General features: G+C 71.2%; 14 protein-coding genes. 8 read left to right on the top strand and 6 right to left on the bottom strand.

Annotated elements, in window-relative coordinates; translation table 11 throughout:
* Positions 1 to 5: 5 nt before the first annotated feature.
* The gene (locus E1285_RS24360) at positions 6 to 1,253 is read left to right on the top strand and encodes a cytochrome P450 (protein WP_132155900.1); all 1,248 of its coding nucleotides are present in this window, start codon (positions 6 to 8) and stop codon (positions 1,251 to 1,253) included.
* 12 nt (positions 1,254 to 1,265) lie between these two features.
* On the opposite strand, the gene E1285_RS24355 is transcribed toward E1285_RS24360, so the two are convergent.
* A complete protein-coding gene (locus tag E1285_RS24355; protein WP_132155898.1) occupies positions 1,266 to 2,015 on the bottom strand; it encodes an SDR family oxidoreductase in 750 nt (249 codons plus the stop codon).
* 170 nt (positions 2,016 to 2,185) lie between these two features.
* A complete protein-coding gene (locus E1285_RS24350) occupies positions 2,186 to 4,867 on the bottom strand; it encodes a LuxR family transcriptional regulator (RefSeq protein ID WP_243723017.1) in 2,682 nt (893 codons plus the stop codon).
* A gap of 170 nt (positions 4,868 to 5,037) precedes the next feature.
* Here E1285_RS24350 and E1285_RS24345 point away from each other — a divergent pair, with 170 nt between their 5' ends.
* A complete protein-coding gene (locus E1285_RS24345; protein ID WP_132155894.1) occupies positions 5,038 to 6,111 on the top strand; it encodes a hypothetical protein in 1,074 nt (357 codons plus the stop codon).
* Here E1285_RS24345 and E1285_RS24340 read toward each other — a convergent pair.
* Positions 6,108 to 6,446 carry a hypothetical protein gene (locus E1285_RS24340; RefSeq protein WP_132155892.1) on the bottom strand — a complete coding sequence of 113 codons (339 nt, stop codon included), beginning with the start codon at positions 6,444 to 6,446 and terminating at the stop codon, positions 6,108 to 6,110. The genes E1285_RS24345 and E1285_RS24340 overlap by 4 nt on opposite strands.
* 158 nt (positions 6,447 to 6,604) lie before the next feature.
* On the opposite strand from E1285_RS24340, the gene E1285_RS45735 reads away from it, so the two are divergent.
* The 3 genes from E1285_RS45735 (at position 6,605) to E1285_RS24325 (ending at position 9,121) form a co-directional block, all read left to right on the top strand.
* The gene (locus tag E1285_RS45735) at positions 6,605 to 6,796 is read left to right on the top strand and encodes a hypothetical protein (RefSeq protein WP_165966739.1); all 192 of its coding nucleotides are present in this window, start codon (positions 6,605 to 6,607) and stop codon (positions 6,794 to 6,796) included.
* A gap of 226 nt (positions 6,797 to 7,022) precedes the next feature.
* Positions 7,023 to 8,588 carry a serine/threonine-protein kinase gene (locus tag E1285_RS24330; protein ID WP_132155888.1) on the top strand — a complete coding sequence of 522 codons (1,566 nt, stop codon included), beginning with the start codon at positions 7,023 to 7,025 and terminating at the stop codon, positions 8,586 to 8,588.
* Positions 8,589 to 8,647: 59 nt separating this feature from the next.
* Positions 8,648 to 9,121 (top strand): SgcJ/EcaC family oxidoreductase, encoded by a 474-nt coding sequence (locus E1285_RS24325; protein WP_132155886.1) that lies wholly within the window; start codon positions 8,648 to 8,650, stop codon positions 9,119 to 9,121.
* A gap of 163 nt (positions 9,122 to 9,284) precedes the next feature.
* Here the strand turns inward: E1285_RS24325 and E1285_RS24320 are convergent, their stop codons facing one another.
* The gene (locus E1285_RS24320; RefSeq protein ID WP_132155884.1) at positions 9,285 to 10,265 is read right to left on the bottom strand and encodes a sigma-70 family RNA polymerase sigma factor; all 981 of its coding nucleotides are present in this window, start codon (positions 10,263 to 10,265) and stop codon (positions 9,285 to 9,287) included.
* A gap of 104 nt (positions 10,266 to 10,369) precedes the next feature.
* Here E1285_RS24320 and E1285_RS24315 point away from each other — a divergent pair, with 104 nt between their 5' ends.
* Positions 10,370 to 11,899: an MFS transporter gene (locus E1285_RS24315; protein WP_132155882.1), complete on the top strand. Its 1,530-nt coding sequence runs from the start codon at positions 10,370 to 10,372 to the stop codon at positions 11,897 to 11,899.
* A gap of 466 nt (positions 11,900 to 12,365) precedes the next feature.
* Entirely contained in the window at positions 12,366 to 12,935 is a 570-nt protein-coding gene (locus tag E1285_RS24310) for a hypothetical protein (RefSeq protein WP_243723013.1), read from the top strand.
* A gap of 120 nt (positions 12,936 to 13,055) precedes the next feature.
* Here the strand turns inward: E1285_RS24310 and E1285_RS24305 are convergent, their stop codons facing one another.
* Both E1285_RS24305 and E1285_RS24300 read right to left on the bottom strand, forming a co-directional pair.
* The gene (locus E1285_RS24305) at positions 13,056 to 13,232 is read right to left on the bottom strand and encodes a DUF397 domain-containing protein (RefSeq protein ID WP_132155880.1); all 177 of its coding nucleotides are present in this window, start codon (positions 13,230 to 13,232) and stop codon (positions 13,056 to 13,058) included.
* Positions 13,223 to 13,990 carry a helix-turn-helix transcriptional regulator gene (locus tag E1285_RS24300; protein ID WP_165966738.1) on the bottom strand — a complete coding sequence of 256 codons (768 nt, stop codon included), beginning with the start codon at positions 13,988 to 13,990 and terminating at the stop codon, positions 13,223 to 13,225. The genes E1285_RS24305 and E1285_RS24300 overlap by 10 nt, the downstream gene beginning before the upstream one ends.
* 144 nt (positions 13,991 to 14,134) lie before the next feature.
* On the opposite strand from E1285_RS24300, the gene E1285_RS24295 reads away from it, so the two are divergent.
* A complete protein-coding gene (locus E1285_RS24295) occupies positions 14,135 to 14,599 on the top strand; it encodes an ATP-binding protein (protein WP_132155876.1) in 465 nt (154 codons plus the stop codon).
* The last annotated feature ends 30 nt before the right edge of the window (positions 14,600 to 14,629 follow it).

Here is a 14,629-nt window from a genome sequence, read left to right as displayed (position 1 = left end):
GCACCATGCCCCTGACCGGCCTCATGGACCGGCTGGACGACACGCTGCCGCTGGCCGCACGGCCCTACGGCCTGCTGCCCGCCCGCGCACGTGAACTGCGCGGCGACGTCTTCGAGACGCGGCTGCTGCTCCAGAAGACCACCTGCATGACGGGCGCGGACGCCGCCCGCCTCTTCTACGACCCGGACCGTTTCGTCCGGGCCGGCGCGGCGCCCCGCCGGCTGCGCCTCACCCTGTTCGGCGAGGGCGGGGTGCAGTCGCTCGACGGGGAACGCCACCGTGCCCGCAAGCGGCTGTTCATGTCCCTGATGACGCAGGACGCCCGGGACGAACTCCGCGAGATCAGCGCCCGGCTCTGGCGGGACCGCATCGAGGGGTGGCGGGGCGAACGGCAGGTCGTCCTGTACGACAAGGTCAGCGAGCTGCTGTGCGAGGCCGCCTGCGCGTGGACCGGGGTCCCGGTGGCGGCGCGCCAGCTGCCCGCGATCACCGGGCTGCTCACCGCGCTGATCGAGGCTCCGGCGGCGCTGGAGCCCCGCTACCTGCGCGGACGTGCCGCCCGGAGGCTGGGCGACCGATGGGCCGCCGCGCACGTCACGCGCGCCCGCGAAAGGCCCGGCCATGGAACGGCTCTGGACGAGATTGCCGCCTACCGCGACACCGATGGACGGCTCCTGCCGCTGGACGTGGCGGGCGTGGAACTGCTCAACGTCCTGCGGCCCACGGTCGCGGTGGCGCGTTTCGTGGTCTTCGCGGCCATGGCCCTGCACGGTAACCCGCACTGGCGGCACCGGCTGGCGGCAGAGGACGACCCGGGACTTCTGGAAGCCTTCGTTCAGGAGGTGCGCCGCTTCTATCCGTTCTTCCCCATGGTCGCGGCGCGGGCGGCACGTGATTTCGAGTGGCGCGGCCACCGCTTTCCCGAGGGCCGGCGAGTTCTCCTCGACCTCCATGGCACCAACCATGATCCGCGCCTGTGGGAGCGTCCCGAGCAGTTCCGCCCGGAGCGTTTCGCCGGCCGGGGCCCGGATTCCTACTCGATGATTCCCCAGGGCGGCGGTGACCATTGTCAAGGGCACCGCTGCCCCGGGGAATGGATCACCGAGGACCTCATGAAGACCTCGGTGACCGCGCTGACCCGGTGGATGAGCTACTCCGTTCCCGCCCAGGACCTGCGCATCAGCCCCCGGCGCGCCCCGGCGATTCCCCGCAGCCGTTTCCTCATCACCCAGGTCGGCGATCCTGCCCTGTAGTCCACCGGGGGGTCAGTCCACCAGCGCGCCGGCGGAGATGTTGACCTGGGTCGAGGTCAGGCTCGCGGCGTGGTCGGACGCCAGGAACGTGGCGACCCGGCTGACGTCGGTGAGGGTGGCGGCGCGCTTGAGGAGCGTGGCGTCCACCATCTGCTGCTTCACCGGGGCCATCTCCGGCACGTCCGGGATGGACTCGACGATGCCGCCGGACCGCATGGTCAGGACGCGGATGGAGTGCGGCCCCAGCTCGCACGCCCACTGGCGGCGCATCGCCTCGACCATGTCGGAGCCGACCTGCACGGTGCCGAGGCCGGGCATGTGGTTGGTGGCGTCGGAGCCGCCGAAGTGCAGGATCACGCCGGAGCCCTGCTTGACCATGTGGCGGGCGGCGGCCTGCGTGGTCACCAGGAACGTCCGGGCCACCTTCTCCATCGCCTGGGCGAAGTCCCCGACCGGCATCTCGATCAGGGGCATGAACAGGGCGTTGTGGGAGATGAGGTTGACGGAGATGTCGACGCTGCCCGCCGTCTCGGCGACGGAGTCGACCCAGCCGTTCACGGCGTCCTCGTCCAGCGCGTCCACGCGGGCCGTCTCGGCGAGGCCGCCCGCGCCCCGGATGTCGTCGGCGACGGCGTCGAGGGTGGCGGGCGTCCGGCCGGCGAGGAAGACCCGCGCGCCCTCTGCGGCGAAGCCGCGCGCCACGGCGCCGCCGATCGATCCGCCGCCGCCGTAAATGATCGCGGTCTTGTTCTCCAGAAGCATTTCCTTCTCCGTTCGTCGGGCCTTCGAGGTGACTCGAAGCTAGGCGCGCGGCGACGCGGCCCGCATCGGTCGGGCAACGGGTGTCGAATGGCGCTGGTCAGAGCGGAAATGCGAGCACCTGGAACGGTTGTGAGCGGGACGCGCCGGGGTGGCGCGGCCGTGGGGTTAAGTCAGGTGACCGATAGCAGGCGGGCGAGCTCCATGCGGCGGGTGACCCCGATCTTCGGATACGCCTTGTAGAGGTGATGCCCGACGGTTCGGGGGCTCAGGTAGAGCTGCGCGCCGATCTCGCGGTTGCTGAGCCCGACGGCCGCGAGCCGCACGACCTGCAGTTCCTGCGGGGTCAGCCGCTTCAAAGGGTCGGCGTCCCCGGTGCGCGCGGCCGGACGGTCTCCGAGCACCTCAAGCTCGGTGCGGGCGCGCTCGGCCCACACGCCCGCTCCGATCCGGGCGAACGCGTCCTCGGCGGTGGTCAGCTCGGTCCGGGCTTCGGTGCGGCGGCGCCGGCGGCGCAGCCACTCGCCGTACAGGAGGCGTGTCCTGGCGGCGTCGTAGGGATGGTCGCCGTGCAGGCTCAGCGCGGTCCGGTAGTGCTCGTCCGCCTCGTCGCCGTCCGCGAGGAGCGCACGGCATCGGGACACCATCCCCGTGCTCGACGTGGCCGCCGCCCATGCCTCGAACGCGGGGAGGTAGGCGCGGGCCAGGTCGGGGCGTCCGGCCCGCACGGCGGCCTCCGTGTGGTCGGGCACCGCGCGGATCAGCAGGTCGTGCCTGGCCGGGCCGGAGCACACCGCGTCCAGGTGCTCCAGGGCGCCGTCGGCGTGGCCGCCGGCGAGGTCGAGCAGGCCGAGCCCCCAGGACGCGAGCGCGGCGTTGGCCGGGTGCAGGCCGGCGTGCGCGAGGACCCCGGGCGCCTCGGCCCGGCTGCGCTCCGCGTCCGACTCCAGCCGGACGGCGATGCATTTCAGAGCGGTGACCTGCATGTCCATGCCGATGTCCGCGGCCAGCGAGATGCCCTCCGCGGCGGCCGAATCCGCGCCGCGGACGTCGCCGAGCAGGAGCCGCCCGATCGCGAGGGGTTCGAGGATGTAGGGGAGCCAGCCGAGCGCGCCCTGGGCCCTGGCGTCCGCGGCCATGCGTTCCAGCAGCGCGGTCGCGGGACGGTCGGCGGCCACCAGCAGGCCCATGTAGCCGCCGATGACGCATTCGACGAGGTCCTCGACCTCGCCGTTCAGCGCGGCGTCGACGAGTGCGCGCATCGGCGGGACGGCGCCGGGCGCGCCGCCTTCGAGCAGCCGCCCGTAGGCGATCAGGGCGCCGGTCACCGGGGTCTTCGCCGAGCCCGCCGGGAGCCGCACCTTCCTGAGCTGCTCGACGCTCTGCCGCACGAGGTCGTGCGCACCGGCGTCCCGCGCGGACCAGACGGCCTCGGTCAGCATGGACACCGCCTGCTCGGGGTCGCTCCCGGTGATGAGCTTCGCGCCTTCCAGCGCGAGCGCGGCGTCCGCGGCCGGGGACTCGCGCTCGTAGGCGACCTGGGCGCGGATGAAGGTGGCCTCGGCGATGACGCCGTCCTCCGCGGTGAGGCTCGCGGCCTCGGCGGCGAGGCGGGTGGCCCGGTCCGGGCGGCCGGCGTCGTAGTCGGCCCGTGCCGCGTGGACGAGCCGCCGCGCCTTGCCCTCCGGTTCGGTGCTGAGCCGCGCGGCACGCTCGTAGGCGGTGGCGACGGCGGCCGTCCCGCCGCGGTGGCCGGCGCGGTGCGCGGCCCGCTCCAGTTCGGCCGCGACGTTCTCGTCCGGTCCGGTGGCGGCGGCCGCGAGGTGCCAGGCGCGGCGGTCGGCGTGCTCGTCGCCGAGTGTCTTCGCCAGGGCGTCGTGGACGGCGATCCGCTGGTGGTGGGCGGCGTTCTGGTAGGTGACGGCGCGGATCAGCGGATGCCGGAACCGCACGTCCCCGCCGTCGAGGACGACGAGCCTGGCCTCCTCGGCGGGACCCAGGTCCGCCGGGCCGAGGCCGAGTGTCTCCGCGGCGCGCAGGACGACGTCCAGGTCGGCGGTGCCGTCCGCCGCGATCACCAGGAGCAGCCGCCCGGTGGCGTCCGGCAGCTCGGTGAGCTGGCGGCGGAAGGCCTCCTGCACCCGGCCGCCGACCGGCAGCGGCCCGGCCTCGTGGACGGGCCGCGACCCGAGGGAGTTCGCCAGCTCGATGAGGGCGAGCGGGTTCCCGGCCGCCTCGTCCAGGAGCCGTTCCCGGATCGGGACGGTGAGGCCCGGCGCGTGCGTGCCCACGAGGTCGTGGGCGGTGGCGCGGTCCAGCCCGGTCAGCCGCAGGACGTCGATGCCGTGGTCGGGGAATGGGCGAGCGGTGTCCCGGACCGTGAAGACCATGGAGACGGGGTCGGCGCCGAGCCTGCGGGCGGCGAACAGCAGCGCGTCCAGCGAGGCCCGGTCGAGCCACTGCGCGTCGTCGACCAGGCACGCCACCGGGCGGTCGGCGGCCAGCTCGGACAGCAGCGTGAGGGTGGCCGCGCCGATCAGGAAGCGGTCGCCGGCCGGCCCGGCGGCGAGTCCGAACGCCGATCGCAGCGCCGCCGCCTGCTGCGCCGGAAGCGCGTCGAACCTGTCGCCGTAGGGATGCAGCATCAGGTGCAGGCCGCTGAACGCCAGCTCGGTCTCGGACTCGATGCCCGCGCCGCGGATGAGCCGCATGTCGGCGGCGTCCGACGCGATCTGGTCGAGCAGCGCGGTCTTGCCGATGCCCGCCTCGCCCTGGATGACGACCGTTCCGCTCCGTCCGGAACGGGCGTCCTCAAGCAGCCCGGCGATGCGGTCTCGTTCGCGGTCACGCCCCATCAGCACGCCGGAAACAGTAGCCAGGAACGGCCGGCGGAGACAGGTGACGAGCGAGCGCGAGCCGCCCCGGCGGGCGGCATGGCCACCACTGGACATCCATATCAGTATTTGCTGGCAAATTCGTGCGGATATGACAAGCGCCGGACGGCCCGCCGGGACAGGGTGGTGGCATGAAGCGTGCGCTCCTCCGGGCCGCGGCCGCCGGTGCCGCCGCCGTCCTCGCCGTCTCGGCCACCGCCCAGCCCGCCTCCGCCGACACCTGGCGCAAGGTGGACCTGCCCTTCCTGTGGCCGGGAGCAGGCATACGTGACATCTCGGCCGCGGCATCCGACAACGTGTGGATCGCGGGCGTCCAGGGCTCGTTCTGCATCCAGCCGGTGGCCATGTGGCCATGCGTCATCTCCAGCAGCGGCAACCCCGTCGTCAGGCATTGGGACGGCTCACGCTGGCGGGAGTACCCGATCAACGGCTGGGGGGACTTCGGCGCGGACGCGGCGATGAGGCGTGTCGTGGTCGGCGGGGGAGAGACCTGGATCTACGGCGGTTCCTCGAACAGTTATCTGGCGGCGTTCAACGGCCGGGCGTTCGACCCTTCCGAACCGCCGGGAGACGGGAACCTGGTGGGTCTTCACGGTGGTGCGGCCGGCGTATGGGCGCGCATGGGCGAGTCCGGAGGCGACGCCCTCTACCGGCGAGCGGGCGGCGCCTGGGTCCGCACCCCCGTCCCCGCCGACCTCCGATACGTCAACGACATCCAGGCACGCACGCCCACGGACGCCTGGGCGGTCGGCCAGACGGAGCCGTCGAGGAACAGGTACGGGGTTCCCGATTTTCCGGCGATCGCCCACTGGGACGGATCGTCCTGGACGAGCGTCCCCGCCCACACGGAGTCCGGCGCCGGAGAACGGCTCATCGGGGTCGCCCCGGTCGGCGCCGGCGAGGTATGGGCGATCACGCGCGCCACCCTTCTGCACTGGGACGGCGCCACGTGGACCACGATTCCCGGCCCTCCGGGGATGACGGAGATGCGCACCCTCGCCGCGGACGATACGGGCACACCATGGGCGATCATGCGGATGAGCTCGTACGAGTTCAAGCTGTTCCGCCACGGCGATGGGGCCTGGCAGGAGGTTCAGGTCTCCCCGACGGGCACCGTCACCGAACTCGACGCCGTCCCGGGTACCGGCGAGCTCTGGGCGACCGGAGGCGAAGGGCGCTCGCCCGCCGTGTTCACCGACTCCTAAGCACCGCGCCTCTGCTCGATCAGGAGCCTCGACGCGACGAGGAAGGTCATCATGCCGATGCCAACGAACGGATAGAGGTAGCGGACGTCCGCCAGTAACGGCACGGCGACCAGTGCGACGGACACCAGCACGATCACGGCGTAGCGCGTCAACTGCACCCTGGGAGCGTCCTTCCCCGGCGGCCGGTTCAGCACCGCGTGCGTAGCGATGATCACGGCGGTGAGAAGTCCGAGTACCCCGGGGATCGCGAACCAGAAGAAGGTGTCACTGATCACGGTGAGCGTGAACCCGTACGACACGACGGCGATCGCCGCACATACCAGCGCAAGCCGCACCGGCCTGCGCTGACGTCTTGGCCCGCGTCCGTCAGTCCGGCCGGCCGCGGCCGAGGAATCCGACATGCCGTCCCTTTCGAAGGTCCGGCGCCCGGACTATAGGGCCGTCTCCTGTCGTGAGCCAACCCGCACGGGGAACGATCGTCACGAAGTGCCGAATGTCCAAGACCAGGTCGGGCAGAAATGGGACGCTCTCCCCCCCGGTCGGCACGGGACGCCCCATCCCCGGCCTCTACGCCGCCGGCAACGCCATGGCCGCCGTGATCGGCCCCGGCATCGTCTCCCCGGGAGCCACGATCGGCTCCGCTCTGACCTGGGGCTGGATAGCCGGAACCCGCATCACCTCCTGAGCCGGGAGCGCCGCGAGAGTCGTCCGCGACGGCGGAGGGGCCGTGTCGTTCCGCACCCCCCGGGCTACGCGGGGCGATCGTCACCTGTGATAGGAAGATCATCTCGGAGGTCCGTCGCATCTGACGCGGATCCCAGGCCCTTGAGGGAACGATCCAACTCGCCGTCCACAGGTCGGACGCCGCCCCCGGCCACCGCTGCTGACCCCACCACAGGATCACCGAATCGATGACGCCACAAAACCGACAGGTCTGGTCTGGAACCGGCTCTGGCGCGCTCCCACTCGAGCCGGGCGACCCCGAGTCGGTCGGCACGCACCGGCTCCTCGGCCGGATCGGCGAAGGCGGGATGGGCGTGGTCTATCTCGGGCTGAGCCCCTCCGGGCGGAAGGTCGCCGTCAAGGTCATCCGCCCTGAGCCCGCCCGGGACCCCGAGTTCCGCGCGCGGTTCGAGACCGAAGTGACCAACGCCGGCCGTGTCGCGTCCTTCTGCACGGCGCGGGTGCTCGACCACGGCGAGGCCGACGGGCTTCCCTACCTGATCACCGAGTACATCGACGGGCCGTCCCTCGCCGACTACATCGAGGCGCACGGCAGCTTCCCGGCCGAGTCCCTGCGCAGCCTCGCGGTCGGGGTGGCGACCGCCCTGACCGCGATCCACGCCGTCCGGCTGGTGCACCGCGACCTCAAGCCGCGCAACGTCCTGCTCGCGGCCGACGGGCCACGCGTGATCGACTTCGGCATCGCCCGCGCCCTGGACTCCGAGGAGCGCCACACCCGGACGGGCGCCCTCATGGGCAGCCTCGGCTACATCGCTCCAGAGCAGGCGTTCGAGGGACAGGACGGCACCGCCGCCGACGTCTTCGCCTGGGGGACGCTCATCGCGCACGCCGTGAGCGGGGAGAACCCGTTCGGCACCGGGCCGATGCCCGTTCTCGCCGCCCGCGCGCACCAGGCCAAGTACGACCTGTCGAGCGTGCCGCAGGACCTGCTCCCGCTGGTCACCGCCGCCCTCGACCCCGACCCGGACCGGCGGCCGACCGCCGAGGAACTGCTCGTCCACCTGGTGGGCGAGCAGGCCCCGGACGAGGCGGCCAGCGCTCTCATCCACGACGAGTGGAGCCCCGGCCCGGTGCCACCGGCGGCCGCGCCGCCGGAACCGTCCGGCGACGCCCCTCCCGCGTCGCCGGCGGTCATGCGGTCGGGCGGGCCGCCGGACACCGCCCCGGGGACGGCTCCGCGTCCGGGGAAGCGCCGGACGTGGGCGGTCGCCGCCGGCGCGGCAGGGGCGACCGCGCTGGTCATGCTCGGAGTGATGCTCGTGGTGCTCTTCGGCGTCGACCGCGACTCAGGGCAGGGCCAGCCCGCGGTGATGCCCGCGAGGCCGCCCGCCGCGGCGCCGACACCGACCGCCTCGCCGACCCGGAAGACCGATCAGCGGACACGGAAGCCGCCGCGCAGCCCGTCCAAGAGCAGCGAAGAGCCCACCACGAGGCCCAGCACGAGGCCCACCAGGAAGCCCACGGCCACGCGCCCCACCAAGCGCTGGCGCGGGATCGGCGGCCTGAAGCGCATGGCGCCCTACTGCGCGAGTCTCGGGTACGAGGCGAGGGTCAATTACAGCGATGGAGGCCGTACCTGGTGGTGTGCGGATTCCGGAGGCAATCCGCACCGGATCAACATGCAGGAATCCTGCAAGTGGCACTACCCGAATCGCGCCAGGGTCCGCGCCCAGCAACGCCCCTACGCCGGCACCCGCTATGAAGTCGATTGGTTCTGCCAGGCTCTGTGCTGAACGCGACGGCACCAGATCGGCGCTTTAGAACGTCCCAGCCGGCTGCAATGCTGAGGCACATGCACGAGACGACCGAACACGCGAAATCCGCCGAGGCGGCGGTGCATGCGCTGTACGAAGAGCTGCTCGTCGCCTGGAACCGGCGCGACGCCCGCGGGTACGCGGCGCTGTTCGCCCCGGACGGCGCCCTGGTCGGCTTCGATGGAGGCCAGGTGCCCGGCGCGGAGGTCGCGGACCACCTGACGCCGATCTTCGCCGACCATCCCACCGCCGCGTACGTGTGGAAGGTACGCGAGGTGCGCGCCCTCAGCCAGGACGTGGTCCTGCTGCGCGCCATCGCCGGGATGGTGCCACCGGGGCAGACGGACCTCAATCCGGCCGCGAACGCCGTCCAATCCCTGGTCGCCCAGAACCACTCCGGGACGTGGCAGGTCGAGCTTTTCCACAACACCCCCGCGCAATACCACGGCCGCCCCGACCTCGCCGAACAACACACAGCCGAACTGACCGGGCTGCTCGGCGACCCCGCCTGACCATCGCACCCGCGGCCGCCCGGCCACGCGGCGGCTACCGGGCGTGCCGCCACGGGTGGACGGGCGTTCGGTGGTCGGCGTCGATCGAGCGCAGCGGGCACGGTTGCCGGGGTTCCCGCGGGCAGAGGGCGGACGCCTCGGCGGCGGTGGCGCGGTAGAGGCGCTAGGGGGACGGCGCGACGGCGCGCATGCCGGTCCGCTCGGAGAGGCCGAACGTCGCGAACAGACGCCGGTCTTGGAACGCGGTGACGCGCTGGATCCCGCCCGGGACGAGGGTGAGCACCTGGAGACAGGCGGGCCGGTACGCGCCGTCGTCGAGCATGTAGGTCGCGAGGGCGGGCTGGCCGTTGGCGCGGGTGGACAGCAGGCGGAGTTCTCCGGAGCCGACCGTGCAGTTGGCCGCCAGGTGGCGGCCGATGTGCTCGGGGCCCGAGAACCACGATGGGAACGGCGGCATTTCCCAGGACGCGTCCGCGGTGAACAATGACACCAGTGTGGGGATGTCCTTGGCCTCGAAAGCCCTGACGTAACGATCGAGAAGTTCGCGCCGGTCGGCCGTGGTGGGCTCGGTGACGGCGTCCGGGTCGGGCGCCACGCGCTCCAGCCGGGCACGGGCACGCCTGAGCATGCTGTTGACGGCGACCGTCGTCGTACCGAGGGCGTCGGCGGCCTCGTCCGCCCGCCACTTCAGCACGTCGCGCAGGAGGAGGACGGCTCGCTGCCGGGGCGGCAGGTGCTGGAGCGCGGCGATGAACGCGAGCCGGAGGCTCTCCCTTCCCACGACCGTCGCGGCGGGATCGGACGTCAGCGCGTCGGGGATGGGCTCCAGCCATGGAAGGTCGGCCCGTTCGGTGATGTCCTGGCCGCCCGGGTCCGTGCTCGGTGGTGACAGGTCCACCGGGAGCGGGCGGCGGGCACGGCTCTCCAGTGCTCCCAGGCACGTGGTCGTGGCGATGCGGTAGAGCCAGGTACGCAGCAGGGCACGCCCTTCGAACCGCCCATAGCCCTTCCAGGCCCGCAGGTTGATCTCCTGGAGGACGTCCTCGGCGTCATGCACCGAACCGAGCATCCGGTAGCAGTAGGCCATCAGTTCGCGCTGGTAGGGACTCGCCAGTCGCGGGAAGTCCTGCGCAGATTCGGTCATACCGGATAGACCGGGCGCGTGACAGGTAGTCATCGCTCAGGCCGGTGACTTCTCGCTCGTCCTCCGCTCTGTACGGGTGAACCGACAGACGGAGGAGACATTCGATGGGAAGCTCGACGCGTCGATGGGCGGGGCTGGCGGTCCTGGCCCTGCCCACGCTGCTGCTGTCGCTGGACATCAGCGTGCTGTATCTGGCGTTGCCGCACCTCAACGCGGATCTGGGGGCGAGCGGCACCCAGCAGCTGTGGATCATGGACGTCTACACGTTCATGCTCGCCGGCTTCCTGATGACGATGGGAACGCTCGGCGACCGGATCGGGCGGCGCAGGCTGCTGCTGGTGGGCGCGTTCGCGTTCGGTGCGGCGTCGGTGGCGGCGGCGTACTCGACCGGACCCGAGCAACTGATCGCCGCGCGGGCGCTGATGGGGGTGGCGGGAGCAACGCTGATGCCCTCCACGCTGGCGCTGATCGGCACGCTCTTCACCGACGCGCGCAGCCGGGGCACCGCGATCGCGATCTGGGCCAGTTGCATGATGGTCGGCGCGGCTCTCGGCCCGGTCGTCGGCGGGCTAGTGTTGCAGGAGTTCTGGTGGGGATCGGTGTTCCTGATGGGCGTTCCGGTCATGGCGTTGCTGCTGGCCGTGGGCCCGGTCCTGCTGCCCGAGTCCCGGACCGGGGGCGCGGGGCGGATCGACCTGGCCAGCGTGGCGCTGTCGCTGGCGACGATCCTGCCGGCGGTCTACGGGCTCAAGGAGCTCGCCAGGGAGGGCTGGCAGCCCCTCCCCGTGGCGGCGATGGCGGCAGCGGCCGGTTTCGGCGCCCTGTTCGTCCGGCGGCAGCGGCGGCTGGACGACCCGCTGCTCGACCTGCGGCTGTTCGCGAACCGTTCGTTCAGCGCGGCACTGTCGATCACTCTGCTCGGCGGGATTCCGCTTTCCGGGGTCTTCCTCCTGGTAAGCCAGCAGCTGCAGCTCGTCGAAGGCCACTCGCCGACCAAGGCCGGGCTGTGGCTGGCGCCGGTGGGACTGTCCGTCGCCGTCAGCGCCATGGCCGCCCCCGCGCTGGCGCAGCGGATGCGACCGGGGACCGTCATCGCGGTGGGCATGACGATGTCGGCGGCCGGATTCCTGATCCTGGCCCATGGGCTCCTCGTCCCCGGTGTCATCTTGATCTACCTGGGCATCGGCCCTTCGGTGGCGCTCTGCCCCGACCTGATCGTGCGATCGGCGCCGGCGAAACGGGCGGGGTCGGCGGCGTCGCTTTCGGAGTCGGCGACCGAACTCAGCGTCGCGCTGGGCATCACGATCATGGGCAGCCTCGGCGCCGCCGTCTACCGTGCGCGGGTGGAGGCTCCGCCGGCGGTCGGCGACGCCGCTCACGAGAGCCTCGCCCACGCGGTGGCCGAGGCGGGACGACTGCCCGCCGACATGGCCGCACCCCTCCTCGACAGCGCCCGCGACGCCTTTATGGCCGGGTTGGACGTCGTGGCCGTCGTCGGCGCGGTGATCTTCGTCGTCACGGCGGCCGTCGCGGCGGCCGCGCTCCATTCGGTGCCCACCGTGGACGGCGGGCAAGAGCCCCTCGGCGGCGGGACCGGAAGCGTTCCGGAGGACCACCCCGAACACGCGACCTGACTGTCATGTCACCCCCTGGAACGGATCATCGGCCCCTTCGGTCTGCGAACACCTCCAGGTCGGCCTCCTCCTGAAGCTCCCGGACGATCGAGCGCTTCGGTGCCGATCCATGCGGCTGTCATGAGCGCCTGCATCCGGGCGCGGTCACACGTCGCGCCCACTCGGTTCCCTGCCTGCAGGGCCGGCCGCAGTTCGTCGGCACCGGGACGTCGCTGGAACTCGGTCTCGCGGGTGGTATCGCCTTCCTCGGCGCTGGCGCGATCGCCACGTACAAGACGGACACGCCGAACGCTAAGGCGTCCCTCGGGAGCGGCCTGGGTTCGTGCCGACGAGGGAGGGCCGAAGGCGCAATTGGCCCGAATGGGGGAGTCCGGGGTGGGCGGGCCGTCCGGATCATTGCCGGTAGCCGAGCGACGTGCCTGGCGCTGACCATCACCACCGCTGTCACTTGCGCGAGGAGAGGCAGATGACGACGAGTCTGACCACGCCGCCACCGGACGAGGCGAAGACACCGATGCTGCGGACGCTGCCGGGAGTCCCCCGATGGGCCAAATGGGCGGCTCATGCGGCGCCGCTGACGGTTCTGCCCTCGGGCTTGTGGCGGTTGGCGCTGGGCTTCGGAATTCCGGTCGGGTTCACCGGCTCGATGGGCGAGTTGTACGCGGCACCGGGCTGGATCACCCTGTATGTCACCGTGCTCAGTCTCTTCGTCGAGGGCCTGGCGCTGCTCACCCTCGGCCTGGTCCAGCCGTGGGGCGAGGTCGTGCCGAGGTGGGTCCCCCTCCTGGGCGGCCGGCGCATCCCGACGATGGCCGCGGTCGTCCCGGCCGTACTGGGCGCGATCGGCGTCCTCTGGTTCTGCCTCACCTTCGTCAGGGAATGGTTCCAGCCGGATCGGGACTATCCCGCCCACGAGGACCCCAGCGGCCTCTACGCCTGGTGGTTCGGGCTCTCCTACGCGCCGATGCTGGCCTGGGGGCCGCTGCTCCTCGCCGTCACCATCCACTACTACCGGCGCCGCCGCACCCAGCGCTGATCACTGACGACCGCGGCCATCACCGGGAAGGTGCCACCAGGACCGGCGGAACTGAATCCCGCCGCCAACGCCGTCCCATCCCTGGTCCCACCACTCCGTGACCTGGCGGGACGGCGGGACTCAACGCCGGAGGTCGGTCAGGAGTGCGCGGAAGGTGTCGGGCGTGAGGGTGAGGTGTCCGGCATCGGGGTCCTTGGAGTCTCGGACGGCCACGGCCTCGGGGAACCGCGCCACCTCCACGCATGCATCACCTTGATCACCGCTCTGCCTTGCCTTCCGCCACGTGATCAAGTCCACCGAACTACCGCCTTCCGTAGGAACTCACGGGAGTCGTCGACACTCAGGGCGTTTGCCTGCAACGCCGAGAATGCGCCGACTATGTGCAAGATATCCTCTCGATAGTTCGTTGTGGTGCCGCCTCTGGCAGTCGGCATGTAGAGCAGATCCTCGCCGTTCGATTGGGTTGCGAGGTTGAACGGACCGTTGAAGCCGGGGTAGTAGCCGGTAGGAGCGACCTGGAGGGTTACGGTGCTCCACTCGGAGACGGCGAGCAGGTGTTCGCACTGCTCCACCATTACCTCTGCGCTGCCCATGCACGTCCAGAGGACGTTTTCAGCTAGGACGATGCTGAGCATCGGTGGATTCTCGCGCTCCAGCACGGCTTGGCGGCGGAGTCTCCCTTCGACGGCGACCTCGTCCGAGAGGTGTGCGCGGATGTAGGCCTCGGTCTGGAAGAGGCCGTAGACGAACATGGTCTCGTAGGCCCGCAGCAGTGCTGCGGTGCCCTCGGCCACGGGGTAGTCGGCGAACCACGGTGGGTACCGGCTGGACTTGAGGAGGTCGTCCCAGGCGTCGACCATGGCGGTGCCGTTGTCGATGGCCTTGTCGAGTTCGGCCGCGAACTCCCTCCGGCAGCGGGTGGTGCCGTTCTCCACCTGGCCGATGTAGCTGCGGGTCACCGGTATCCGGTTTGCCAGTTCGAGTCGGGAAAGTCCGGCATCTTCGCGGAGCCGGGCCAGTTCGTCGCCGAAGGCGATCGTTTGCCTGGTGGGCATTCGAGACGGCATGGGGGGCCACCTCTCGGAAGCACTTGCAAGTGGGTGCAAGTGGGCTCGCTATGTTGTCGCGCTTTGCTGCCGGTACTACGCCGCGCGCTCAATCATATGCATTGAGTCACGACAAGCGGTGGAGGTGATGGCGTGGAGGAGCCGGCGGCGATGGTGATCAAGGCGGATGTGGGGGAGATCAGGAACGTCCGGGAATTCGTGGGGCTGGTCTTCGGGGCGTGGGGACTGGAGGACTACGTCGCGCGGACGGTCGTCAGCGAACTGGCCACGAATGCGATCGTGCATGGGTCGCGTGCCGGGGACGTGGTGGTCGTGCGGGTCTATCGGCGGGAGGACGGGGGCGCCGTCGTCGAGACCTGGGATCGGTCCGACGTGGTTCCGGTCGTTCCGGCCGTCAACTACGCCGCTGAAAGCGGACGAGGGCTGCTTCTCATGGAGGCGCTCGTCAGGCGGTGGGGGACCCGGCCGCTTAACGAGGGCGGGAAAGTCGTCTGGGCCGAGTGCGCCACGAGGCGCTCTGATGTATCCCCGGTGCAGCCGGGAGAGATTCGAAGGGAGATCTCTGGGTCGAATGGCTTACCTGGATCTGAAAAGTGAAGGGGACCGTAGCATGCCAGGAAATCAGTG

This window comes from Actinomadura sp. 7K507, from assembly GCF_004348425.1.
Classification (GTDB): domain Bacteria; phylum Actinomycetota; class Actinomycetes; order Streptosporangiales; family Streptosporangiaceae; genus Spirillospora.
This window is presented reverse-complemented; position numbering and strand designations above follow the sequence as displayed.

What these genes read in the sequence shown, in the direction of transcription:
- E1285_RS24360 (WP_132155900.1), top strand. Translation starts at nt 6, where the DNA reads ATGCCCCTGACCGGCCTCATGGACCGGCTGGACGACACGCTGCCGCTG.
- E1285_RS24355 (WP_132155898.1), bottom strand. Translation starts at nt 2,015, where the DNA reads ATGCTTCTGGAGAACAAGACCGCGATCATTTACGGCGGCGGCGGATCG.
- E1285_RS24350 (WP_243723017.1), bottom strand. Translation starts at nt 4,867, where the DNA reads ATGGGGCGTGACCGCGAACGAGACCGCATCGCCGGGCTGCTTGAGGAC.
- E1285_RS24345 (WP_132155894.1), top strand. Translation starts at nt 5,038, where the DNA reads ATGAAGCGTGCGCTCCTCCGGGCCGCGGCCGCCGGTGCCGCCGCCGTC.
- E1285_RS45735 (WP_165966739.1), top strand. Translation starts at nt 6,605, where the DNA reads ATGTCCAAGACCAGGTCGGGCAGAAATGGGACGCTCTCCCCCCCGGTC.
- E1285_RS24330 (WP_132155888.1), top strand. Translation starts at nt 7,023, where the DNA reads ATGACGCCACAAAACCGACAGGTCTGGTCTGGAACCGGCTCTGGCGCG.
- E1285_RS24325 (WP_132155886.1), top strand. Translation starts at nt 8,648, where the DNA reads ATGCACGAGACGACCGAACACGCGAAATCCGCCGAGGCGGCGGTGCAT.
- E1285_RS24320 (WP_132155884.1), bottom strand. Translation starts at nt 10,265, where the DNA reads ATGACCGAATCTGCGCAGGACTTCCCGCGACTGGCGAGTCCCTACCAG.
- E1285_RS24315 (WP_132155882.1), top strand. Translation starts at nt 10,370, where the DNA reads ATGGGAAGCTCGACGCGTCGATGGGCGGGGCTGGCGGTCCTGGCCCTG.
- E1285_RS24310 (WP_243723013.1), top strand. Translation starts at nt 12,366, where the DNA reads ATGACGACGAGTCTGACCACGCCGCCACCGGACGAGGCGAAGACACCG.
- E1285_RS24300 (WP_165966738.1), bottom strand. Translation starts at nt 13,990, where the DNA reads ATGCCCACCAGGCAAACGATCGCCTTCGGCGACGAACTGGCCCGGCTC.